This is a genomic window from Leifsonia sp. P73, from assembly GCF_051059105.1.
Lineage (GTDB): Bacteria > Actinomycetota > Actinomycetes > Actinomycetales > Microbacteriaceae > Leifsonia.
Genome location: NZ_CP194931.1, coordinates 217,205 through 239,205, shown reverse-complemented (window position 1 = coordinate 239,205; position 22,001 = coordinate 217,205). Strand labels below are relative to the sequence as shown.

The 22,001-nt window shown below is 70.7% G+C and carries 20 protein-coding genes, 2 tRNA genes and 1 pseudogene; 9 read left to right on the top strand and 14 right to left on the bottom strand.

The genetic code is table 11. The annotated features are described in order from the left end of the window. Window positions 1-38: 38 nt before the first annotated feature. From ACQ86L_RS01250 to ACQ86L_RS01225, 6 genes are all read right to left on the bottom strand, one after another. The gene (locus ACQ86L_RS01250; protein WP_434317347.1) at window positions 39-746 is read right to left on the bottom strand and encodes an AAA family ATPase; all 708 of its coding nucleotides are present in this window, start codon (window positions 744-746) and stop codon (window positions 39-41) included. Between the two features lie 53 nt (window positions 747-799). Beyond that, complete coding sequence (locus ACQ86L_RS01245) at window positions 800-1,483, bottom strand: ATP-dependent Clp protease proteolytic subunit (protein ID WP_434317346.1); 684 nt, start codon at window positions 1,481-1,483, stop codon at window positions 800-802. 29 nt (window positions 1,484-1,512) lie between these two features. Continuing rightward, window positions 1,513-2,106, bottom strand: a complete 594-nt coding sequence (locus tag ACQ86L_RS01240) for an ATP-dependent Clp protease proteolytic subunit (protein WP_369963546.1) — start codon at window positions 2,104-2,106, stop codon at window positions 1,513-1,515. A 113-nt stretch (window positions 2,107-2,219) separates the two neighbouring features. Next, window positions 2,220-2,636, bottom strand: a complete 417-nt coding sequence (locus ACQ86L_RS01235; RefSeq protein ID WP_434317345.1) for a tetratricopeptide repeat protein — start codon at window positions 2,634-2,636, stop codon at window positions 2,220-2,222. A 208-nt stretch (window positions 2,637-2,844) separates the two neighbouring features. Beyond that, window positions 2,845-4,239, bottom strand: coding sequence for a trigger factor (gene tig / locus ACQ86L_RS01230; RefSeq protein ID WP_434317344.1), 1,395 nt, complete (start codon window positions 4,237-4,239; stop codon window positions 2,845-2,847). Window positions 4,240-4,299: 60 nt separating this feature from the next. Then, window positions 4,300-4,374, bottom strand: a tRNA-Pro gene (locus tag ACQ86L_RS01225). A gap of 100 nt (window positions 4,375-4,474) precedes the next feature. Here ACQ86L_RS01225 and ACQ86L_RS01220 point away from each other — a divergent pair. Further along, window positions 4,475-4,545 (top strand) — tRNA-Gly (locus ACQ86L_RS01220). A gap of 81 nt (window positions 4,546-4,626) precedes the next feature. Here ACQ86L_RS01220 and ACQ86L_RS01215 read toward each other — a convergent pair. From ACQ86L_RS01215 to ACQ86L_RS01190, 6 genes and pseudogenes are all read right to left on the bottom strand, one after another. Next, a pseudogene (locus ACQ86L_RS01215) lies at window positions 4,627-5,268 on the bottom strand (response regulator transcription factor); the annotation flags it as partial. A gap of 99 nt (window positions 5,269-5,367) precedes the next feature. Beyond that, complete coding sequence (locus ACQ86L_RS01210) at window positions 5,368-6,792, bottom strand: sensor histidine kinase (RefSeq protein WP_434317343.1); 1,425 nt, start codon at window positions 6,790-6,792, stop codon at window positions 5,368-5,370. A 138-nt stretch (window positions 6,793-6,930) separates the two neighbouring features. Then, complete coding sequence (locus tag ACQ86L_RS01205; RefSeq protein ID WP_434317342.1) at window positions 6,931-8,376, bottom strand: amidohydrolase; 1,446 nt, start codon at window positions 8,374-8,376, stop codon at window positions 6,931-6,933. Next, window positions 8,373-9,011 (bottom strand): FMN-binding negative transcriptional regulator, encoded by a 639-nt coding sequence (locus ACQ86L_RS01200; RefSeq protein ID WP_434317341.1) that lies wholly within the window; start codon window positions 9,009-9,011, stop codon window positions 8,373-8,375. The genes ACQ86L_RS01205 and ACQ86L_RS01200 overlap by 4 nt, the downstream gene beginning before the upstream one ends. 10 nt (window positions 9,012-9,021) lie before the next feature. Next, entirely contained in the window at window positions 9,022-9,996 is a 975-nt protein-coding gene (locus ACQ86L_RS01195) for an Fpg/Nei family DNA glycosylase (protein WP_434317340.1), read from the bottom strand. Next, on the bottom strand, window positions 9,996-10,484 hold the full coding sequence (locus ACQ86L_RS01190; protein WP_345839238.1) for a ribose-5-phosphate isomerase: 489 nt from the start codon (window positions 10,482-10,484) through the stop codon (window positions 9,996-9,998). The genes ACQ86L_RS01195 and ACQ86L_RS01190 overlap by 1 nt, the downstream gene beginning before the upstream one ends. A 104-nt stretch (window positions 10,485-10,588) precedes the next feature. Here ACQ86L_RS01190 and pepN point away from each other — a divergent pair, with 104 nt between their 5' ends. Next, window positions 10,589-13,135, top strand: coding sequence for an aminopeptidase N (gene pepN / locus ACQ86L_RS01185; protein ID WP_434317339.1), 2,547 nt, complete (start codon window positions 10,589-10,591; stop codon window positions 13,133-13,135). A gap of 60 nt (window positions 13,136-13,195) precedes the next feature. On the opposite strand, the gene ACQ86L_RS01180 is transcribed toward pepN, so the two are convergent. Both ACQ86L_RS01180 and ACQ86L_RS01175 read right to left on the bottom strand, forming a co-directional pair. Continuing rightward, window positions 13,196-13,543, bottom strand: coding sequence for a hypothetical protein (locus tag ACQ86L_RS01180; protein WP_434317338.1), 348 nt, complete (start codon window positions 13,541-13,543; stop codon window positions 13,196-13,198). A gap of 63 nt (window positions 13,544-13,606) precedes the next feature. Continuing rightward, entirely contained in the window at window positions 13,607-14,635 is a 1,029-nt protein-coding gene (locus ACQ86L_RS01175; RefSeq protein WP_434317337.1) for a hypothetical protein, read from the bottom strand. A 190-nt stretch (window positions 14,636-14,825) separates the two neighbouring features. On the opposite strand from ACQ86L_RS01175, the gene ACQ86L_RS01170 reads away from it, so the two are divergent. The 7 genes from ACQ86L_RS01170 to ACQ86L_RS01140 are packed head-to-tail and all read left to right on the top strand — an operon-like array spanning window position 14,826 to window position 21,981. Beyond that, complete coding sequence (locus ACQ86L_RS01170; RefSeq protein ID WP_434317336.1) at window positions 14,826-15,737, top strand: ATP-binding cassette domain-containing protein; 912 nt, start codon at window positions 14,826-14,828, stop codon at window positions 15,735-15,737. Beyond that, entirely contained in the window at window positions 15,734-16,588 is an 855-nt protein-coding gene (locus tag ACQ86L_RS01165) for an ABC transporter permease subunit (protein WP_434317335.1), read from the top strand. Before ACQ86L_RS01170 ends, ACQ86L_RS01165 begins: the two co-directional genes overlap by 4 nt. A gap of 8 nt (window positions 16,589-16,596) precedes the next feature. Continuing rightward, window positions 16,597-17,907, top strand: coding sequence for a sensor histidine kinase (locus ACQ86L_RS01160; protein WP_434317334.1), 1,311 nt, complete (start codon window positions 16,597-16,599; stop codon window positions 17,905-17,907). Next, complete coding sequence (locus tag ACQ86L_RS01155; RefSeq protein WP_434317333.1) at window positions 17,904-18,590, top strand: response regulator; 687 nt, start codon at window positions 17,904-17,906, stop codon at window positions 18,588-18,590. The genes ACQ86L_RS01160 and ACQ86L_RS01155 overlap by 4 nt, the downstream gene beginning before the upstream one ends. A gap of 53 nt (window positions 18,591-18,643) precedes the next feature. After that, entirely contained in the window at window positions 18,644-19,882 is a 1,239-nt protein-coding gene (locus ACQ86L_RS01150) for a mechanosensitive ion channel family protein (protein WP_434317332.1), read from the top strand. Window position 19,883: 1 nt separating this feature from the next. Then, window positions 19,884-20,291 (top strand): globin, encoded by a 408-nt coding sequence (locus ACQ86L_RS01145; protein WP_434317331.1) that lies wholly within the window; start codon window positions 19,884-19,886, stop codon window positions 20,289-20,291. 40 nt (window positions 20,292-20,331) lie between these two features. After that, complete coding sequence (locus ACQ86L_RS01140) at window positions 20,332-21,981, top strand: FAD-binding dehydrogenase (protein WP_434317330.1); 1,650 nt, start codon at window positions 20,332-20,334, stop codon at window positions 21,979-21,981. Window positions 21,982-22,001 lie beyond the last annotated feature (20 nt).

Genomic DNA, 22,001 nt, shown 5'->3' with positions numbered 1-22,001 from the left:
GGTGGTTATGCCAGGAGCAGACACGCCCGAAGGACCGCTCAGAGCAGATGCCGGAAGTAGCGGCCGGGCGCGTCGAGGAACAGACGCCAGTTCCTCACCAGCTCCAGGTCCTCCCACGCGACCTCGCGCATCCCCCAGTCGCCCACCTCGAGGATGCGGGCGCCGGGCAGAGCCGCCAGGACCGGCGAGTGCGTCGCGCAGAGGATCTGGGTGCCTCGGGCGACCATGTCGTTCAGCTCGGCCAGCCACTTCAGCGTCGAGTCGAACGAGAGAGCGGCCTCCGGTTCGTCGAGGCACGCGAATCCGGTGACGTAGCGAGGATGGTTGAGCTTCGTGGCCAGCAACTCGTTGAAGGACTCGCCGTGGCTCACGGTGTGAAGGCGGTCCGGGCTCCCGATGGACTCCAGATAGGTGTAGTAGCCGTGCATCGTCTCGGCACGCAGGAAGAACCCGAACCGCGGCGCTCCCGGCGTGCGCTCGATGAGCAGGCGGGCGCCCAGCGGCGACTCGGTCGGCCGGGTGCGATGCGAGCCGTTGGTGCTCCCGCCCTCCGGCGGAAGGCCGTACGCGGTTGCGATCGCCTCGACGATGGTGGACTTGCCGCTGCCGTTCTCTCCGACGAGGAACGTCACCCCGCGGGGCAGCTCCAGCCCGTCGCGCAACAGCTGCCTGACCGCCGGGATGTCGTATGGCCAGCTGCCGTGGTCGAGCGGCGCCTCGCCCTCCTCCCGTGGGGCGGCGTACACGGCGAACGGGACGGTCGTCGTTCAGACCGTCCCGTTCGTTCATCCGTGTGGAGCTACTTGACGAGCGCCGGCAGCGTCTTGCGGCTGGTCAGCACCTGGTCGATGAGGCCGTACTCCAGCGCCTCCTCGGCCGAGAGGATCTTGTCGCGGTCGATGTCCTTGTTGACCTGCGCGACCGAGCGGTTGGAGTGCTTGGCGAGCGTCTCCTCCAGCCAGGTGCGCATGCGCATGATCTCGTTCGCCTGGATCTCGATGTCCGAGGCCTGCCCCTGGCCGGCCTCGCCGACGGCGGGCTGGTGGATCAGGATGCGTGCGTTCGGCAGCGCCAGACGCTTGCCCGGGGTGCCGGCGGCGGTCAGCACGGCCGCGGCGGAGGCCGCCTGGCCGAGCACCACGGTCTGGATCTGCGGGCGGATGTACTGCATCGTGTCGTAGATCGCGGTCATGGCCGTGAACGAGCCGCCGGGCGAGTTGATGTACATGACGATGTCGCGGTCCGGGTCCTGGCTCTCGAGCACGAGGAGCTGGGCCATGATGTCGTCGGCCGAGGCGTCGTCGACCTGCACGCCGAGGAAGATGATGCGGTCCTCGAACAGCTTCGCGTACGGGTCCTGGCGCTTGTAGCCGTAGGCCGTGCGCTCCTCGAACGACGGGAGGATGTAGCGGGAGCCTGGCGCCTGCAGGCCGCCGAGGGCCTGGCCGCCTGCGGCGTATCCGCCGAGCATGGGGGTGTTCATAGTGATGTCCTTATCCTTCCGGCGGTCTGCTACTTGGCGTCCTGGTCGGTGCCGCCGCCGCCGGAGACGTCGAGCGCGGACTCCCGGATGTGGTCGACGAAGCCGTAGTCCAGGGCCTCCTGGGCGCTGAACCAGCGGTCGCGGTCGCCGTCGGCGTTGATCTGCTCGACCGACTTGCCGGTCGCCGACGCGGTGATCTCGGCCAGACGCTTCTTCATGTCGAGGATCAACTGGGCCTGGGTCTGGATGTCGCTGGCGGTGCCGCCGAAGCCGCCGTGCGGCTGGTGCAGCAGCACGCGCGCGTTCGGCGTGATGTACCGCTTGCCCTTGGTGCCCGCGGTCAGCAGGAGCTGACCCATCGAGGCGGCCATGCCGATGCCGACCGTGACGATGTCGTTCGGGACGAACTGCATGGTGTCGTAGATGGCCATTCCCGCGGTGATCGAGCCGCCGGGAGAGTTGATGTACAGGTAGATGTCACGCTTGGGGTCTTCTGCGGCGAGGAGCAGCAGCTTCGCGGCGATCTCGTTGGCGTTCTCGTCGCGCACCTCGGAACCGAGCCAGATGATCCGGTCCTTCAGCAGTCTGTCGAAAACATTGGGCTGGATACCCATGTCGGCCATTGTTCGCTCCGTTTCCTTTGTCGCTTGGCATCGAATCTATCGGAGCGTTGAACGCATTTCCGCGCTGTTCGCCCTGGGCAGAGCGGGTGTCGCGCGGCGCCTGCCGCGGCGCGTCAGTCGTCGTCCAGCGCGGCGGCGTAGGCCTCCACCGCCCGGCGGTAGCGCGGCAGGTGCGGGGCGAGTGCCCCGAGCGCCTCGCGCAGGGCATCGGCGGGGAAGCCGTCGTCGAACAGGGCGAGCGCCGCGAAGGCGCGCGCGGCGTCGGCGAGCGGGTGCTCAGGCTCGGCTAAGAGGAAGTCCCGCAGCAGGCCGAGCGCCTCGTCCGGGCGGTCGAGGTTGCGGAGCGTGCTCGCGAGCTGGACGATCGCCTGGCCGCGCTCCGGCTCGCCGATGTCCGCCGCCAGCGCTGCACGGTACAGCGGCTCGGCCTCGGCCTCCCGTCCGGCGAAATCGCGCGCGCCGGCAGCTTCGAAGAGCGCTTCGGCGTCGCCTTCGGGGCGCTCGGCGACGAGTGCGTCGATGGCCGCCACCGTGGCGGCCTCCCCGCGTCGTCGGCCGCGGCCCACACCGCGTCCACCCGCTGTCGCCAGTCGTCCATGTCGCCCTCCTCGCCGCGATGCGCCACGCAGGGGTCGCAACTCGCCGTCACCCATCGTGCCAGACGGCGTGTCGCGTCCCCTAGACGCACGAAGGCCGGGCGTCCCAGAGGGGTGCCCGGCCTTCGTGGATGAGGGGAGGTTACTCCGCCTTCTTCTTGGCGGCGCGCTTCTTCGGCTTCTCCTCGGCGGCCGGCTCCTCGGCCGGGGCCTCGGCAGCGGCGTCGTCGGCCGCAGCGTCCTCGTCCGCGTCCTCGTCGCCGGGGAGGGCGACGAACTCGCTGAGGTCGACCTTCTTGCCGTTGGTGTCGACGACCTCGGTCTTACCGAGGATGATCGCGAGCGCCTTGTTGCGGGCGACCTCGCCGACCATCGACGGGATCTGGCCGTTCTCGCTGAGGATCTTGACGAACTCGTTCGGGTCCATGCCGTACTGGGCGGCGCCCTGCACGAGGTACTGGGTGAGCTCGTCCTGGCTGACCTTGACGTCCTCCGCCTGCGCGACCTCGTCCAGCAGGATCTGCGTGCGGAAGGTCTTCTCGCTCGACTCGGTGACCTCGGCGCGGTGCTCGTCGTCCTCGAGGCGGTTCTCCTGCTCCAGGTGGCGGTGCACCTCGTCCTCGACCAGCGAGGCGGGGACCGGGATCTCCACCAGCTCGAGCAGCTTGTCGACCAGCTGGTCGCGCGCCGCGGTGCCCTGGCCGAACGACTTTGCGCGCTCGACCTGGCCGCGGAGGCTGGTGCGGAGCTCGCCGATGGTGTCGAACTCGCTGGCGATCTGCGCGAAGTCGTCGTCGGCCTCCGGGAGCTCGCGCTCCTTGACGGCGTTCAGGGTGACGGTGATCTGGGCGTTCTCGCCCTCGTGGTCGCCGCCCATGAGCGGGGCCTCGAAGGTGGTGGTCTCGCCGGCGGTCAGCGTGTCGAGCGCCTCGTCGATGCCGTCGATGAGCTCGCCGGAGCCGATCTCGTAAGAGATGTTCGCGGCGGTGTCGACCTCCTCGCCGCCGATGACGGCGGTCAGGTCGATCTGGGCGAAGTCGCCGGACTTGGCCGGGCGGTCGACCGTGACGAGCGTGCCGAAGCGGCTGCGCAGGCGGTCGAGCTCCTCCTCGACGTCGTCGACGGACACCTCGGCGGCGTCGACGGTGAGGGTGATGTCGCCGAAGTCGGGAAGGGTGACCTCCGGGCGGGTGTCGACCTCGATGGTGAGCAGAAGGTCACCCGAGAAGTCGCTCTCGCTGGGCCACTCGGTGATGTCGGCCTGCGGCCGGCCGAGCGGACGCACGTCGTTCTCCTCGACCGCCTGGCGGTAGAAGGTGTCGAGGCCCTCGTTGACCGCGTGCTCCAGGACGGCGGCCTTGCCGACCCGCTGGTCGATGATGGGCGGCGGCACCTTGCCCTTGCGGAAACCGGGGATGCTCACCTGCTCCGCGATGTGCTCGTAGGCGTGCTTGATGGACGGCTGCAGTTCCTCCGGCGTCACCGAGATGATGAGCTTGGTACGCGTGGGGCTGAGCTTCTCGACCGTGGTCTTCACGATGTCTGGGTTCTCCTGAATGTTCGAACGATGGTCTACTCGCAAGGAACGAGGTCCTCGTCGGGGCGACAGGATTCGAACCTGCGACCTCCCGCTCCCAAAGCGGGCGCTCTAGCCAAGCTGAGCTACGCCCCGGCTTCAAGCGGTGCGAAAGACCGTGCGCAAGTCTACTGCACGCGGGCATCCCCCGCGTGTACTACGATGGTCGTCGGCCATCCGCGCCAGGACGGCCTTCGGGGATGTAGCTCAATGGTAGAGCCTCAGTCTTCCAAACTGATTACGCGGGTTCGATTCCCGTCATCCCCTCGTTTGCACTCGCCGAAGGGCACGTAAACGCCCCTGAACCGCAGTTTTAGGGGCGTTTACGTGCCCTTCGGTCGTTGCGGGTCACCGCTGCAGGTACGCCAGCACCGCCAGCACCCGCCGGTGGTCGTCCCCCGAGTCCTCCAGCGCCAGCTTCTGGAAGATCGACGTCACGTTCTTCTCCACCGCGCCCACCCCGATGACCAGCCGCGCGCCGATCGCGGCGTTCGTGCGGCCTTCCGCCATCAGCGTCAGGACGTCGCGCTCGCGCGGTGTCAGGGCGCCCAGCGGGTCCGTGCGGCGCACCAGCAGCTCGCGCACCACCTCCGGGTCGAGGACCGTTCCGCCCGCCGCGATCCTGGAGACGGCGTCGCGCAGCTCGTCCAGGGAGGCGATGCGGTCCTTCAGGAGGTAGCCGGTGCCGCCGCGGCCGCTGGCCAGCAGCTCCTGGGCGTAGGTGCCCTCCACGTACTGGCTCAGCAGCAGGACACCCACCGCGGGGAACGTCGATCGCAGCGTGAGAGCGGCACGGACGCCCTCGTCGCGGAACGTCGGCGGCATCCGGACGTCCAGCACCGCCACGTCGGGCGTCAGCGACGGGAGGGCGGCGAGCAGGGAGTCCGCTTCGCCGAACGCTCCCACGGTCTCGAAGCCGGCCTCGTCGAAGAGGCGCGCGAGGCCCTCGCGGAGGAGGACGGAGTCGTCCGCGACGACGAGGCGGAGGGGCCGGGTTCACGCACCCCTCCACCCTAGGGCCCGGCGATTCGTGCCGAATGTCGCGAATGCGGCGGCGAATCCGGACATTCGGGCCGAATGTGGCGGCGATCACGTCAGCGGCAGGCGCGCGCCGATCGCCGTCGGGCCGCCCTCGGGGCTGTCCACCACGAGCTCGCCGCGGAGGCCGTGCACCCGCTCGGCCAGCCCGCTCAGCCCGTGCCCCGGCACGATGGTCGCGCCGCCGTGGCCGTTGTCGGTCAACCACACCGAGAGCCACGGGGCGCCCGCGGTGTCGACGGTCCGCTCCAGCACCAGCCGGCCGGCGGTCGCGCCGGAGTGCTTGGCGAGGTTCGCGGACAGCTCGGCCAGCACGTAGTAGGCGTTGCGCTCGACTTCGGGGCTGAACCGCTCCCCCGGCTCCAGCGTCGACTCGACCGTCAGCGGGATGGTGCTGCGTGCGGCGAGCGAGTCGACCGCCGCGCCGAGGCCGCGGTCCTGGAGGATCGGCGGGGCGAAGCCGCGGGACAGGGCGCGCAGCTCCTCCAGGGTGTCCCCGGCCTGCTTGCGCGCCTCGCGGAGCAGCGACGCGGCAGCCTCCGGGTCGTCGGAGAGCTTGCGCTCGGCGGCGGCGATGTCCATCTGCAGCCGGATGAGCCGCTGCTGCGGGCCGTCGTGGAGGTCGCGCTCCAGGCGGCGCAGCGACTGGTCCTCGGCGGAGACGGCTGCGCCGCGCTGGGCCGACAGGTCCGCGACCTCGCGCTGCAGGGCCTCGGACGGCCAGGCGCCGAGGAGGCCGCGGGCGACGGCGTGGTGCAACAGGGTGAGGGCGCGGGTGACGAACGGCAGGGTCGCGGCGAACAGGATGCCGGCGATCAGGTAGAGGATGCGGTCCCCGGCGACCGGGTCGAACGTCGAGTGGATGCCGAAGACCGCGTCAACCACCACCCGGGAGAGGAAGAACTCGCGGTTCCCTTGCGGGATGAAGCCGAGCCAGAGCCAGCCGGTCAGGCCGCCGAGGGCGACGGACGTCCACGCGATCGTGATGCTCCAGCTCACCACGCTGACGATCGGGTTGATGATCATCCCGTGCAGCAGGTACAGCCAGTAGTGGCCGTTCGCCCACGGGCCGAAGAGGATGCGCCAGAACGTTCGCGGCTTGTCGGCGGGGTCCCACACCGGGCGCGGGATGGCGGGCCTCCCCGCCCAGTCCAGGCGCGTCAGCTCGACGACGCCGAACGCGCGCGCCGCGTAGAAGGTCGCGACGACGATGAGGAAGCCGACGTAGATGACGATGGTGCCGAGGCCGGTCCAGAACAGCGACGCGAGCACCGAGAGGCCGATGATCGCGATGGGCATGGTCAGCAGCAGGAAGCCGAGCTCGCGCGGGACCCCGCGCCACAGCGACCCGTACGACGTACGGGAGACGGCGCGCGGGGCGGCGGAGGATGGGGTCACGGCATCCAGACTGGCAGACGCGGCGGCCGCGCCGGGGATGTCGCCCGCGGCCAGCGGGACGGTGCTCTGTTCGTTCATGCCTCCAGCCTCGCGAAACTGCGGGCGCGGCCCCATCCCGCGACCCTCCCGAAACGTGCGGGGTTATCCCCTGCGCCGAGGGGCACGTCGTTGTCGCTTTCGGGCGTCCGAAGTGACAACGACGTGCCCCTCGGCGGGTCAGAGGGCGTCGTGGGTGAGGCGGCCGGCGAGGAGGGTGGCGGCGACGCGCATCCCGCGCAGTTCGTCGGGGGTCGCGCCGAGCGGGTCGCTCTCCACGACGGCGAGGTCGGCGGGCTCGCCGACGGCGACGCGCGTCCGGGTGGAGGCGGCCAGGGCGGCCTCCACCGGGATGCGCTGCTCGGGATGCCACGGCTCCCGGCCGTCCCGCGTGCGCCCGGCCGCCGAGGCGACGGCCCCCCACGGGTCGAGCGGCGCGACCGGCGCGTCCGAGCCGAACGCCAGCCGGGCGCCGGAGGCGAGCAGCGCCGCGAGCGGGAACGCGTCGGCGGCGCGGCCGGCCCAGAGTCGGTCGGCCACGTCGCGGTCGTCCATCGCGTGCTCGGGCTGGACGCTCGCCACGACCCCGAGCGCGGCGAACCGGGGGATGTCGGCCGGGTCGATGAGCTGCGCGTGCTCGATGCGGCCACCCGCGCCCAGCGCCTCGAACGCGTCGAGCGCGAGCCGGTTGGCCTCGTCGCCGATCGCGTGCACGGCTGGCTCGATGCCGTTCCCGGCCGCGAACCGCAGGTCCGCCAGCAGCTCGGCCGGCGTCAGGTTCGCGACGCCGTGGCCGCCGTCCGGGTACGGGTGCAGGCACAGCGCGGTGCGGGTGTTCAGCGAGCCGTCCGAGATGACCTTGAAGGGGCCCATCGTGAGGAGGCCGTCCGTGCCCTCCACCGGGGCGCCGGTGCGCAGTCCGAGGGCGACCGCGTCGGCCAGGCGGTCGCGGTAGACGCCGAACTCGACCCGCAGGCTGTGGAACCCTGCGGCGAACCGGCGCGTCCACACCTCCAGGTTCCCGCCGTACTCCAGGTCCACGATCCCGACCACACCGCGCGCTGCCGCGGCGTCAGCGGCCTCCGCGGCCCACCGGTCGAGCGTGGCCTCGTCGGAGGGCGTGAGCCGGCTCGTCAGGGCGAAGCTCGCGTCCTCCCGTAACAGCGCACCGTCCGCGCCCGGCGCGAAGCGCTCGAACGCGGCCGTGTTGAGCCACGAGCAGTGCAGGTCGCCCGCGATCAGCACCACGGGCCGGTCCCCCGCGACGGCGTCGAGGAGCCCGCGGGTCGGGAGGTCGGGCCACAGCGCGTCGTGGAAGCCGAAGCCGACCAGTACGTCCGTCCCGGGATCCCGCTCGGCGCGCGAGCGCACCAGGCCGGCCGCCTCCGCCGCCGACGACGCGCGGGACACGTCCAGTCGACGCGCGGTCTGCGCCCACTGGGTGAAGTGGACGTGCTGGTCCCACAGTCCGGGGATGAGCCACCGCCCGTCGAGCGGGAGGCGCTCCAGGCAGCGCTCGCCGGGAGCACCGGCTGGGGCGATGGACGCGATCCTGCCGGCACGGACGGTCACATCGACCAGGTCACCCGACCCGGGGAGCCGCGCGTCCGCCAGGAGGAGCGTCATCGCGCCGCGCGGCGGCGGTCGTGCACGAGCTGCATCTCACGCAGCAGCGCCGGGCTCGCGTACGGCGAGCCGCCGCCGAGCTCGGTCATGATCGAGTCCACGATGTGGTCGGGGCGGTTCTGGCTCATCTTCTGCTTGGCGACGATCCTCGTCGGCGTCAGCCGCACGCCGACCGTGCCGGAGGAGATGCGCTCGGCGTAGCGCTCGTCCTCCAGCGTCCCCCGCATCCGCCGCGGCTCCGGCAGCTCGCGCTCGAAGTGGTCGACCAGCTTCTCCAGCACCTGGAGGTTCTCCTCCGGACTCAGCAACTCGGGCACGCCCGAGAGGTGGACGGCGACGAAGTTCCAGGTCGGCACGGCCGGGTCGGCGTCGTACCAGGACGACGAGATGTAGCCGTGCGGGCCCTGGAGGATCACCAGCAGCTCGTGCTCGCCCAGCTCGTGCAGCTGCTCGTCGGGCCGGCCGACGTGGCTGACGATGCTGAGCTCCTCGCGCGTGTCGTCGAGGATGACCGGATAGTGCGAGGCGACCAGCCCGGTCGAGGCGTTGCTCACGAAGGTGCCCCACGGGTTCTCGCGGATGATCCGCTCGATCTCGACCCGGTCGGTCAGCGTGAAGCTGGGGTTCTGACGCACGGAGCGCTCCTTACTTCTGATCCTTCGGGCACCAGTACAGCTTGCGGCCGCCCAGCTCCTCCATCACGATGTGCGTTCCGCAGACCCGGCACGGCAGGCCCTCGCGCTTGTAGACCCAGTGCCGGTCCTCGCGCTTGGCCATCGCCTTGCGGTACGACTCCTCGTCCAGGTCGTCCATCGTCATCATCTGGCCGGTCTCGACGCCGATCTTGAGAAGGTGCACCCAGTCGCGCCACAGCTCCCGGACGGTGTCCTCCGGGACGAGCTTGCCCGGCGTGTGCGGGTTCTGTCTGGCGCGGAACAGCAGCTCGGCGCGGTAGACGTTGCCGATGCCGCTCACGACGCTCTGGTCCATGAGCAGCAGCGCGATGGCGGTCGGCTTCTTACGGACCTTCGCCACGAATGCCTCCTCGGCCTCCGGGCCGTGGTCCACCTGAGGGTCGGGGCCGAGCTTCGCGATCACCGCGTCCACCTCGGCGGGGTCGAGCACTTCGCAGGCCGTCGGCCCGCGGAGGTCTGCGACCGCGGTGTCCGTCAGCAGCCGGACTCGGACCTGGCCGATGGGCTCCGGCGGGAAGACGTCGATGTCGGCCTCCACCTTCTCCGACTCCGACATGCGCAGCCGGGTTCGGCGGGGAGCGCCGATGGAGTGCAGGGAGTTCTCGCCCGCCTCATCAAGGACCGTCCCGGTCTGGTTCGTCTGGCCCATCCGCCCGTTCGCGCTCGCGATGGTCGGGTCGATGCTGATGTCGCCCGCGAAGTCCCAGGCGCCGTAGATGCCGAGGTGGATGCGCAGCCAGAGCTCGTTGTCGAACTCCAGGAACATCTGCTTGCCGACCGCCTTCGCGGCGATCATCGTGTGCCCGTCGATGCGCTTCGCGTCGTCCGCAAAACGACCCTGCGGGGAGGACACCGCGACGCGGTGACCGACGAAGTTGACCGCGAACTGCTTCGCGATCCGATGGACGGAGTGGCCCTCGGGCATCAGCGGTCCACGTTCTTGCCCGCGATGTCGCCGGTGGCCTCGTACTCCGCGAGCTGCGCGATGCGGCGCACGTGGCGCTCCTCCAGCGAGAACGGCGTGGCGATGAAGAGGTCGATGAAGCGGGTGGCCTCCTCGACGGTGTGCTGGCGGGCGCCGATCGAGATGACGTTGGCATCGTTGTGCTGGCGGGCGAGCTCGGCGGTGCTCTCGTTCCAGACCAGGGCGGCGCGCACGCCGAGCACCTTGTTGGCCGCGATCTGCTCGCCGTTGCCCGAGCCGCCGAAGACCACGCCCAGGGCCTCAACGCCCGCCTGCTGGTCGCGGACGACGCCCTTGGCCGCATTGATGCAGAACGCCGGGTAGTCGTCGATCGGGTCGTACTCGGTCGGGCCGTGGTCGACGACCTCGTGGCCGGCCTCGGTGAGGTGCGCCTGGAGGTGCTGACTGAACTCGAGACCGGCGTGATCGGTGGCGATGTGGATGCGCATGGAGACAGTCTAGGGAAGGCCGCCGACGCTCCCCGGCGCACCTCACTAAGGTGGATCCGGTGGACACGATCCACACCCATCCCGCTTTTTCCAAGGAGTCAGCGTTGCCCGGAGAAAACCTCACCCGCATCGAAGCCCAGGAGCGCGCGTCGCTCGTCCGCACCAGCAGCTACGACGTCGTCCTCGATCTGACCACCGGCCCGGAGACCTTCCGCAGCACGACGACCGTGCGCTTCTCCGCGACGCCGGGCGCCTCGACCTTCATCGACGCGATCACGCGCACGGTCCACTCGGTCACGCTCAACGGCGTGGAGCTGGACCCGGCTGCGGTCTCGGACGGCGTGCGCATCCAGCTCGACGGCCTGGCGGCGGAGAACACCCTCGTGGTCGACGCCGACATGATCTACACCAACACCGGTGAGGGCCTGCACCGCTTCGTGGACCCGGTCGACGGTGAGGTGTACCTCTACTCCCAGTTCGAGGTCCCGGACTCCCGCCGCATGTTCGCGGTGTTCGAGCAGCCCGACCTGAAGGCCGAGTTCACGTTCACCGTGACCGCCCCCGCGCACTGGTCGGTCGTCAGCAACTCCCCCACCCCGGAGCCCGTCGCCGCCGGGGAGGGCGCCAAGACCTGGTCCTTCGCCGCGACCCCGGTCATCTCCTCCTACATCACCGCGCTCATCGCCGGCCCCTACGAGTCGGTGCACAGCGAGCTGACCAGCCGCGACGGCCGCACCATCCCGCTCGGCGTGTACGCGCGACAGAGCCTCGCGGGCTTCCTGGACGCCGACTACATCTTCGAGAAGACCCGCGAGGGCTTCGCGTTCTACGAGGAGAAGTTCGACTACGCGTACCCGTTCGAGAAGTACGACCAGCTCTTCGTCCCCGAGTTCAACGCGGGCGCGATGGAGAACGCCGGCGCGGTGACCTTCACCGAGACCTACGTGTTCCGCTCCAAGGTCACCGACGCGATCAAGGAGCGCCGGGTCGTCACGATCCTGCACGAGCTGGCGCACATGTGGTTCGGCGACCTGGTGACGATGAAGTGGTGGAACGACCTCTGGCTGAACGAGTCGTTCGCCGAGTACGCCTCCACCCTCGCCACCGCCGAGGCCACCGAGTGGACCGAGGCCTGGACCACGTTCGCCGCGATGGAGAAGAGCTGGGCGTACCGCCAGGACCAGCTGCCCTCCACGCACCCGATCGTCGCGACGATCAACGACCTGGAGGACGTGCAGGTCAACTTCGACGGCATCACGTACGCCAAGGGCGCCTCGGTGCTCAAGCAGCTCGTTGCGTGGGTCGGCCAGGACGACTTCCTCGCCGGCGTCGCGCAGTACTTCAAGAAGCACCAGCACGGCAACACCGAGCTGACCGACCTCCTGGTCGAGCTGGAGGCCACCAGCGGCCGCGACCTGACCGAGTGGTCGAAGCTGTGGCTGGAGACCGCGGGCGTCAACACCCTCCGCCCGGAGCTGACGGTGGACGCCGACGGCACGATCACCGCGTTCGCCGTGCTGCAGACGGCCGCCGCCGACTACCCGACCATCCGCCCGCACCGCCTCGCGGTCGGCTTCTACGACCTGGTGGAGGGCCGCCTGGTCCGTACCTCGCGCGTCGAGCTGGACGTGGACGGCGAGCGGACGGAGGTCGCCGAGCTGGTCGGCCAGAAGCGCCCCGCGCTCATCCTCCTCAACGACGACGACCTCGCCTACGCGAAGATCCGCCTCGACGAGGACTCGCACCGCGTCGCGCTGGAGCACCTGTCCTCGATCGAGAGCCCGCTCGCCCGCTCGCTCGTCTGGGGCGCGGTCTGGGACGCCACCCGCGACGCCGAGACCCCCGCGAGCGACTACGTACGCCTCGTGCTCGGCAACATCGCGTCGGAGACCGAGTCCACCACGCTGCGCACCACGCTCACGCAGCTCGTGCTCGCCGCCGGCAGCTACGTCGCGCCCGAGCGCCAGAAGCAGACCGGCGAGGAGGCCGCGGCCGCCCTGTGGGAGCTCGCCCAGCAGGCCGAGGCCGGCAGCGACGCCCAGTTCCAGTTCGTCAAGTTCTTCGCCGCGCTGGCCTCCACCCCGGAGCAGCTCGCGAACGTCGCCGCCCTGCGCGACGGGACGGTGACCCTCCCGGGTCTGACGGTGGACACGGACCTGGCCTGGGAGCTCCTCATCGCGCTCGTCGCCGGCGGGGTCGCGGGCGACGCGGAGGTGGACGCCGCCCTCGCCGAGGACAACACCGCCAACGGCGCGCAGTTCGCCGCCCAGGCGCGCGCGTCCATCCCGACGCTCGCGGGCAAGCAGGCCGCGTGGGACTCGGTGTTCGGCTCGGACGCGCTGCCGAACACGATCGTCCGCTTCACGGGCCTGGGCTTCCAGCGCGCGGCCGACAAGGAGGTGCTGGCGTCGTTCGTCGCGCCGTACTTCGCCGCGCTGCAGGACGTCTGGGCGTCGCGCACGTACAAGATCGCGGAGTACCTGGTCGCGGGCATGTACCCGGCGCCGCTGGCGAACGCCGAGCTGCGGGACGCGACGCGCGCGTGGCTCGACGCGAACCAGGAGCCGGCGGCGCTGCGGCGGCTCGTGGTGGAGAACCTGGCGGGCGTGGAGCGGGCGCTCGCGGCGCAGGCGCGGGACGCGCAGGGGTAATCCGCTGCTGACACGCTCATGGGGAGCCCGGCTGATGCCGGGCTCCCCATCTTGTCGCTGTTAGTCGGGTGAAGCTGTCCACGTTCCGTCGACGCCGGACGTGACGAACCTCCACTCCTCGTCCGTGATGGCGGGATCCAGGAATTCGATCACGAGGCGGTCCGAGCGGAATCCAGATCGGGCCAGCTTGTAGGTCTCGAGCTGCGCCTTGGGGTAGGTGCTGAACTTCATGATCCGCACCCGCTCCGACTGGGCTGCCTTCTCGCAGCCCAAGCGGCTAGGGCACACCTCATCGGTCACGTCGACGGGTTGCTCCAAGGGCGGCAGCAAGTAGGCGTCCGACCCCAAGTCCTTCTGTGGATCAATTGTGGCGCGCGGGTCGAAGTACGTGCACGAGGCGAACGCCAAGGCGCACACGATCCCCAGACCCCCGGCCACCGTCGTCCGTTTCCAGCTGCGCCCTACCATGAGTCACTCCCAATTGCACTGGCGCGGGTCCCACAGCCAGTTCGGGTGGGAATAACGCACCGTCTCGAAATCCCACCACACACCTGACAACCACACGGCATAGCCGAACTGGGCGTGGCACTTGTACTGCTGCTCGATGGTCGCTGTGACCGGCGTCCTCGGAAAGTTGCGCCACTCCGTCCAGCCCTGGTTCTTGACGATCTCGATGCCCACGATGCCTTGGGTGTAGAGCGCAGCGCCCCACGCCGAGAGGTGCGTCGACCACACGTCTTTGCCCTTGTATGTACCGTGCCGGTTCTGCCAGTAGCCGGCGAGAAGTCCGCCACCCACCTCCGGATCGGCCACCACCGGGTACGCCGTCGATACATCGTGCTCGACCACCTGCGTCAACACGCCACCGTCGACCTCGAAGTGCGTCGGCACGTCCGCGCCGTCGGCATCCTTCGCCCACGCGGGCAGGACACCGCCCTGGAACCCGCCGTCCGCGTCCCGGATGACGATCATGCCGCCGTCGAGCTGCTCCAGATAGCCGCCGGCGGGAAGCGCGATCGTGTAGTCGAACCGGGTCGGCGCGGAGGCGTTGTCGATGACGGTGGTGATCTGGACGCTGCCGTCGTCCTTGACGACCGGGACCGTCGTCGTGCCGTTGCGGTTGTCGTAGGACACGATCCCGTCCGCCTCGACGGTGGCTCGCTTCGCCTGGTCGGCGAACGGCAGCCCGATCGAGATCTCGATACCGACGTGCTCGACGGCAAGCGAGAGGGCGTCGCGCGGGTCCGTCGGAATCGCCACGTCGGTCGCGCCGACACGTTCGGCGATCGCGAGCTCACCGCTCTCCGTCGTCTCGACGTCCGCGACACGGCTGAGCACGTCCGAGTTGTCTGCGGGTGAGGTCCCCGCGCCCTCACTCACCGAAGCGAGGGCGTCCAGGACGTCGCTCGTCTCATCCTCAGCGTGCGCGGGCGAACAGAGTCCCAGGGTCAGCGCTCCCGTCATGGCAGCGGCGATGACGAAGGTGGTGCGGTGTTTCATCGTTGTCCAATCGGTCGACTACGTCGTCGCCCGCCAACCTAAGTGCATGCATTTGGACAAATCAACCCATCGCACGTAATGCATTTCACATACACTGCGGACGCCTCCTCCCACCGCCCTACCCTCCCGACACGCAGGTGGTACTCAGGTTCGATGACGGGAGGCCTCCCCCGGCCCTACTCTCGGAGCCATGATCCAACTCGAACGCCTCACCAAGAGGTTCGGCAGCAAGACCGCTGTCGACGACATCTCGGCGACCATCCAGCCGGGCAAGGTCACCGGCTTCCTCGGGCCGAACGGCGCGGGCAAGTCGACCACCATGCGCATGATCATGGGACTCGACCGGCCGACCCACGGCATCGCGACCATCAACGGCAAGCGGTACGCCGAGCTGCGGTCGCCGCTCGGGGAGGTCGGCGCGCTGCTCGACGCCAAGGCCGTCCACACCGGCCGCACCGCCTACAACCACCTGCTGGCCATGGCCGCGACCCACGGGATCTCCAAGCGCCGCGTGCACGAGGTCATCGGCCTCACCGGACTGGAGTCGGTCGCGGGCAAGCGCGTCGGGGGGTTCTCGCTCGGCATGGGCCAGCGGCTCGGGATCGCCGCCGCCATGCTCGGCGACCCCGCGACGCTCATCCTGGACGAGCCGGTCAACGGACTCGACCCGGAGGGCGTGCTCTGGGTGCGCCAGTTCGCGCGGCACCTCGCCGGCCAGGGGCGCACGGTCTTCCTCTCCTCGCACCTGATGAGCGAGATGTCGCAGACCGCGGACCACATCATCGTGCTGGGCCGTGGGCGCATCCTCGCCGACGCCCCGGTCGACCAGATCCTCGCCGGCGCGACGCGCAGCGCGGTCCGGGTCCGCACGCCGGAGGTCGAGCGGCTCGCCAACGCCATCCAGGGCGGGGACGTCACCATCACCGGCGTGGAGGCCCAGCTCATCGAGGTCACCGGGCTCAGCGCGGCGCAGATCGGCGACGCGGCGGCCGGCGCGGGCATCGCCCTCCACGAACTCACCCCGCTCAGCGCCTCCCTCGAGGAGGCGTACCTCGAACTCACGCAGGACGAGGTCGAATACCACTCGGAGGTCGCCTCATGAGCACCGCAACCGCACCCGCCACCGGGTACGTCCACGCCGAGGTCGGGCGGCTGAGCTTCCTGCGCGTGCTGCGCTCGGAGTGGATCAAGCTGCGCTCGCTGCGGTCGACGTTCTGGACGCTCGTGGCCGTCGTGGTCCTGGTGGTCGGGTTCGCGGCGCTGCTGAGCGCTGCCATCCCTAACGCCACGACCCTCGCCACCGAGTCCGGACCACGCGGCGCGACGCTCGACCTCAACAACATCGTCGCGACGGCGGCCACGTTCGGACTCCGGTTCGCCCAGCTGGTCGTCGCCGTGCTCGGCGTCCTCGTGATCAGCGGCGAGTTCTCGACCGGGATGATCCGCTCGTCGTTCGCCGCCGTCCCGCACCGCTTCCCGGTGCTGGCGGCCAAGGCGATCATGCTGTTCGCCGTGTCCTTCGTCGTCGGCCTCGTCAGCATGGCCGCGTCCTGGTCGATCGCGATCGGCGTGATGAGCGGCAAGGGCTACCACCGCGAGCTGTTCGCCGCGTCGACGCTCTGGTCCATCCTCGGCGCCGCCGTCTATCTCGGCCTGGTCGCCGTCTTCGCCCTGGGGATCGGGACGATCATCAAGGCGAGCGCGGGAGGTATCGCGGCCGTCGTCGGCATCCTGTTCGTCGTGCCGATCCTCGTCCAGGTGGCGATCGGGCTGCTGCCCAAGGTCACCTGGCTCGCCGACTGGTCGCACTACCTGATCAACAACAACGGGGACGGAATAGCCGGGCTCGCGAACGGCAGCCTGGAGCCGTGGCAGAACGTGCTCACCGTCTGCATCTGGACCGCCGTCTCATTCATCGTGGGAGCCGTCCTGCTGCAGCGACGGGACGCGTGACGACAGCGGTGACCGCAGCCGACGCCGCCCCGGCCGACCTCGAACTCCCGAGGCCGCCCGGGGCGGTGCGGCGCTATTTCGGTGCGCACCCGCTGGTGGTGGACGCGATCGTCGCGGGCGTCTACCTGGTGCCGTCGCTCGCGGAGGGCATCGTCCACATGGTGCGGACGCCGAGCCTGGCGTCGGCGATCCAGCTCCTGCTCGTGGTCGTCGCCGGCGCTGCGCTCTTCGCACGGCGGCTGCACCCGCGCGCGGTGTTCGGGATCGCGATCGTCGTCCTCGTCGTCAGCGTCTTCCTCGGCCGCAACCTCGACTTCGTGCCCGCGGTGTTCGCGCTCTACGCCCTCGCGGTCTACCGAACGGTGCGCTCGGCGTGGATCGGCTACGGCATCACGGTGGTCGTGACCGTCGTCTCCCTGGCCATCGCGACCATCGTGTCCGAGGTGCCGGACTTCGCCCCGCTGTCGACGGAGGCCGTGCCGTCGGGCTTCGCCGCGCTCGCGTTCTGCATCGTGGCGGTGCTGATCGGCAGCAACGTCGGCAACCGGCGGCGCTACCTGAACGCGCTCATCGATCGCGCCCGCCAGCTCGCCCGGGAGCGCGACCAGCAGGCGGAGATCGCCACCGCGGCCGAGCGCAGCCGCGTGGCGCGTGAGATGCACGACATCGTCTCGCACAGCCTGACGGTGATGATCGCCCTCGCCGACGGCTCCGCCGGCCTCGTGAGCACGGCCCCCGAGCGCTCCGCCGAGACGATGCGGCTGGTCGCGGAGACCGGCCGCGGCGCCCTCGGCGACATGCGCCGCCTGCTCGGGGTGCTGCGCGCGGGCGACGAGGAGGCCGTGGCCCACGCTCCGCAGCCCGGGCTCGCCGACCTGCGCGAACTGGTCGAACGGTTCCGGGCGGCCGGCCTCCCGGTGCGGATCACCGTCTCCGGCACGCCGACCGCCGACGTCGGGCAGCAGCTCACGGTCTTCCGGGTCGTCCAGGAGGCGCTCACCAACACCCTCCGACACGCCGCCCTCGCGACCACGGTCGCCGTGACCATCGAGTTCGGCGAGCGGGTGACCCGCATCACCGTGGAGGACGACGCCACGGTGCACACCGGGTCGGTGCAGGGCTCGGGGAGCGGGCTGCTCGGACTGCGCGAGCGCGTCGCGCTCTACGGTGGGACGCTGGAGGCCGGACCGCGTCGCGGCGGCGGCTGGCGGCTCGTCGCGGAGTTCGCGACCGTGCCGTCCTCCGCCGAGGCGGCATCCGCCGAACCGGCCTCCACCGACCCCGCCCCCGCCACCGACCCCGCCAGGAGACCCGAATGACCGACCCCGGCCACCCACAGCCCCTCCGCGTCCTGCTCGTCGATGACCAGGCGCTCGTCCGGCTGGGCTTCCGGATGGTGCTGGAGGCCGAGCCCGACCTCCAGGTGGTCGGCGAGGCGGCCGACGGCGTCGAGGCGGTGCGGCTCGCCGTCGAGACCCGGCCCGACGTCATCCTGATGGACGTCCGGATGCCGAACCTGGACGGCATCGAGGCGACCAGGCGCATCGTCGCGGCGAACCCGGGCGCGCGCATCATCATCCTCACCACCTTCGACCTGGACGAGTACGCCTTCGGCGGTCTGCGCGCGGGCGCGAGCGGCTTCCTGCTCAAGGACGCGCGCCCGGCCGAGCTCTCCGCGGCCATTCGGGCCGTCGCCGCGGGCGACGCCGCTGTGTCCGGCCGCGTGACCCGCTCGATGCTGGAGCTGTTCGCCGACCGGCTGCCCGCGAGCGGCGCGGGCGCGACCGCGGCCGCCGATCCGACCGCAGCCCTCACGCCGCGCGAGCGCGAGATCCTCCTCGCGATGGCGGACGGCCTGACCAACGGCGAGATCGGCGCCAAGTTCTTCCTCACCGAGTCGACGGTCAAGACGCACGTCGGCCGCGTCCTCGCCAAGCTGCAACTGCGCGACCGCGTGCACGCGGTCATCTTCGCCTACGAGAACGGGCTTGTGGAGAGCTGAGGCGCGAGGCGTTCCAGACGACGCCAAGGCGGCTCTCGATAGGATTTCCTGCGATGAGCATTCTGAAAGCGAACTTCTGGACCTCACTCGGCGACTGGGCCGTCAGCACCGGATGGACCCTCGTCAACGTCGTCTGCATCATCGCCGGCGCCGTCCTGGTGAGCTGGCTGCTGCGCGTGATCATCCGCCGCGTGGTGAAGCAGATCGTCAGCGGCGTCAAGAAGGGGCAGAGCGTCACCGACACGCAGGCCCTCGTGGCCTCCCCTCTCGCCGCGGTGCGGGTGGTGCAGCGCACCCGGACGCTGGGCTCCGTGCTGAGCAACATCGTCAACGTGACGATCGGGATCATCGCCATCGTGCTGATCTTCGGGGTCGTCGCGCCCGGCGCGTCCAGCTCGCTCGCCCTCCTCACCGCCGCGATCGGCGCCGGCCTCGGCTTCGGCGCGCAGAACATCGTCAAGGACGTCCTCAACGGCCTGTTCATGGTCATGGAGGACCAGCTCGGCGTCGGCGACGTGGTGGACCTCGGCCCCGCGACCGGCGTCGTGGAAGGAGTCGGCATCCGGATCACCCAGGTGCGCGACGTCAACGGCGTGCTCTGGTTCGTCCGCAACGGCGAGATCCTGCGCGTGGGCAACATGTCGCAGGGCTGGTCGCGCGTGATCGTGGACCTCGCCGTGCCGTACGACGCCGACATCGAGACGGTGCAGGCGAAGATGATGGAGGCCGCGACCGCGCTCGCGACGAGCCCCAAGTGGCGCTCGCGCATCCTCGACAAGCCGGAGCTGTGGGGCCTGGAGTCGATCTCCGCCGAGGCGATCGTGATCCGGATCGTGCTGAAGACCCGCACGACGGCGAAGGACGACGTCTCCCGCGAGCTGCGCCTCCGGCTCAAGCAGGCCACCGACGAGCTCGGCGTCACGCTGCCGTCGCTCTCGGCCGTGGTGCTGTCCGGCTTCGACGGTGCGGGCAGCGTCGGCGGCGCCAAGCCGCCCCGCACGCGGCCGACGCCGGTCGTCCCGGACCGGCCGCTCACCGGGCGCAAGGCCCGCGCGGCGGCGAAGCGCACCGCGACCCGGGCGCCCGATCCGGGAGCCATCCGCATCCGGCCGGCGATCGAGACGAAGCCCGGCGCAGCGACGGCGAAGCCCGCCTCGGCCGCGAAGCCGGCCACCACCGCGAAGCCGGCATCGCAGGACGACGCCGCCGCGACCCCGCCCACGGCGACCCCCAAGCCCCGCACCCCGAAGCCTCCGGCGGCCGATCGGCCTCCCGCGGAAGAAGCCGAGTGACATGACCACCATCCCCGTCGGCCCTCCGGCCGGACCGTCCTTCTTCGAGCAGCTCGGCGGCCACGCCACGTTCGTACGCCTCGTGGACAACTTCTACCGCGGCGTCGCGGACGACCCGGTGCTCCGGCCGATGTACCCGGAGGAGGACCTCGGCCCCGCCAAGGAGCGGCTCACGCTCTTCCTGGAGCAGTACTGGGGCGGCCCGACGACCTACAGCGAGCAGCGCGGCCACCCGCGGCTGCGGATGCGGCACAACCCGTTCCGGGTCAACCCGGACGCGCGCGACCGCTGGCTGGCGCACATGCGCGTCGCGGTGGACGAGCTCGCGCTCCCGCCGCTGCTGGACGAGACCCTCTGGAGCTACCTGGAGCGCGCCGCGTTCGCTATGGTCAACACATTCGAGGAATAGCGCGCCCCTCGCCCTCCCGCCGTGCCGAAGGAGACACGCCATGACGTCAGAACCCGACTGCCTCGTCGTGGGAGCCGGACTCGCCGGACTGGTCGCCGCGTGCGAGCTCCTTGACGCCGGGAAGACGGTGACGATCCTCGACCAGGAGCCCGCGGCGTCCCTCGGCGGGCAGGCGTTCTGGTCGTTCGGCGGGCTCTTCCTCATCGACTCCCCCGAGCAGCGCAGGATGGGCGTCTCCGACTCGCTCGCCCTCGCCCGCCAGGACTGGTTCGGCAGCGCCGGCTTCGACCGCGCGGAGGACCACTGGCCGAAGCGCTGGGCCGAGGCGTACCTCCAGTTCGCCGCCGGCGAGAAGCGCGCCTGGCTGCACGAGAAGGGCGTCCGGTTCTTCCCGGTGGTGGGGTGGGCCGAGCGGGGCGACGGAACCGCGGAAGGCCACGGCAACTCGGTGCCGCGCTTCCACATCACCTGGGGCACCGGCCCCGGCGTCATCGCGCCGTTCGTCCGCCAGGTGCAGGCCGCAGCGGCGACGGGGAAGGCCCGCCTCCTGCACCGCCACCGGGTGGACGAGCTGATCGTGGAGGACGGCCGCGTGGCCGGGGTCCGCGGCACGGTCCTGAAGCCCGACGCCGCCGTGCGCGGTGCGGCCAGCAACCGGGAGCGGATCGCGGACTTCGAGCTGCGCGCGCCCGCGGTCGTCGTCGCCAGCGGCGGGATCGGCGGCAACCACGACCTGGTCCGCGCCGCGTGGCCGGAGCGGCTCGGCACTCCCCCGGACTTCATGCTCTCCGGGGTGCCCGCGCACGTCGACGGGCGGATGCTCGGCATCGCCGAGGCGGCGGGCGCGCGCCTGATCAACGGCGACCGGATGTGGCACTACACCGAGGGCATCCAGAACTGGGACCCGATCTGGCAGCGGCACGGCATCCGCATCCTGCCCGGGCCGTCGTCGCTCTGGCTGGACGCGCGCGGCGAGCGGCTGCCCGCGCCGCTGTTCCCCGGCTTCGACACGCTCGGGACGCTGGAGCACCTCCGGAAGACCGGCTCGGACTACTCCTGGTTCATCCTCACCCAGAAGATCATCGAGAAGGAGTTCGCGCTGTCCGGCAGCGAGCAGAACCCCGACCTGACGGGCAAGGACTACGGGTTGCTCGCCAGGCGCGTCGGCCCGGGAGCGCCGGGCCCGGTGGAGGCGTTCAAGGAGAAAGGCGCCGACTTCGTCGTGGCGCACACCCTGGACGAGCTGCTCGCCGGGATGCAGCGGCTGTCGGAGGTCCCGCTCGACACCGGGCTGGTCACCCGGCACGTGCGCGAGCGCGACCGTCAGCTCGACAACCCGTTCGGCAAGGACCTCCAGCTCGCGGCGGTGCGCGGCGCCCGCGCCTACCGCGGCGACAAGCTCATCCGGGTGGCGTCGCCGCACAAGCTCACCGATCCGAAGGCCGGGCCGATGATCGCGGTGAAGCTGCACATCCTGACCCGCAAGAGCCTCGGCGGCATCGAGACGGACCTCGACGGCCGCGTGCTCGGCGCCGACGGCGCACCGGTGCCCGGGCTCTACGCGGCGGGCGAGGCGAGCGGCTTCGGCGGCGGAGGCGTCCACGGCTACCGGGCGCTGGAGGGCACCTTCCTCGGCGGCTGCCTGTTCTCCGGGCGCCAGGCCGGGCGCGCGGTGGCGCGGGCGGTCTGACCGCCGAGGACACCTAGCCC

Bases quoted from the DNA above. Each gene is read 5' to 3' on its own strand.
- ACQ86L_RS01245 (WP_434317346.1), bottom strand. From the start codon at position 1,483: ATGAACACCCCCATGCTCGGCGGATACGCCGCAGGCGGCCAGGCCCTC.
- ACQ86L_RS01240 (WP_369963546.1), bottom strand. From the start codon at position 2,106: ATGGCCGACATGGGTATCCAGCCCAATGTTTTCGACAGACTGCTGAAG.
- ACQ86L_RS01210 (WP_434317343.1), bottom strand. From the start codon at position 6,792: ATGAACGAACAGAGCACCGTCCCGCTGGCCGCGGGCGACATCCCCGGC.
- ACQ86L_RS01205 (WP_434317342.1), bottom strand. From the start codon at position 8,376: ATGACGCTCCTCCTGGCGGACGCGCGGCTCCCCGGGTCGGGTGACCTG.
- ACQ86L_RS01195 (WP_434317340.1), bottom strand. From the start codon at position 9,996: ATGCCCGAGGGCCACTCCGTCCATCGGATCGCGAAGCAGTTCGCGGTC.
- ACQ86L_RS01190 (WP_345839238.1), bottom strand. From the start codon at position 10,484: ATGCGCATCCACATCGCCACCGATCACGCCGGTCTCGAGTTCAGTCAG.
- ACQ86L_RS01175 (WP_434317337.1), bottom strand. From the start codon at position 14,635: ATGAAACACCGCACCACCTTCGTCATCGCCGCTGCCATGACGGGAGCG.
- ACQ86L_RS01170 (WP_434317336.1), top strand. From the start codon at position 14,826: ATGATCCAACTCGAACGCCTCACCAAGAGGTTCGGCAGCAAGACCGCT.
- ACQ86L_RS01165 (WP_434317335.1), top strand. From the start codon at position 15,734: ATGAGCACCGCAACCGCACCCGCCACCGGGTACGTCCACGCCGAGGTC.
- ACQ86L_RS01155 (WP_434317333.1), top strand. From the start codon at position 17,904: ATGACCGACCCCGGCCACCCACAGCCCCTCCGCGTCCTGCTCGTCGAT.
- ACQ86L_RS01150 (WP_434317332.1), top strand. From the start codon at position 18,644: ATGAGCATTCTGAAAGCGAACTTCTGGACCTCACTCGGCGACTGGGCC.
- ACQ86L_RS01145 (WP_434317331.1), top strand. From the start codon at position 19,884: ATGACCACCATCCCCGTCGGCCCTCCGGCCGGACCGTCCTTCTTCGAG.
- ACQ86L_RS01140 (WP_434317330.1), top strand. From the start codon at position 20,332: ATGACGTCAGAACCCGACTGCCTCGTCGTGGGAGCCGGACTCGCCGGA.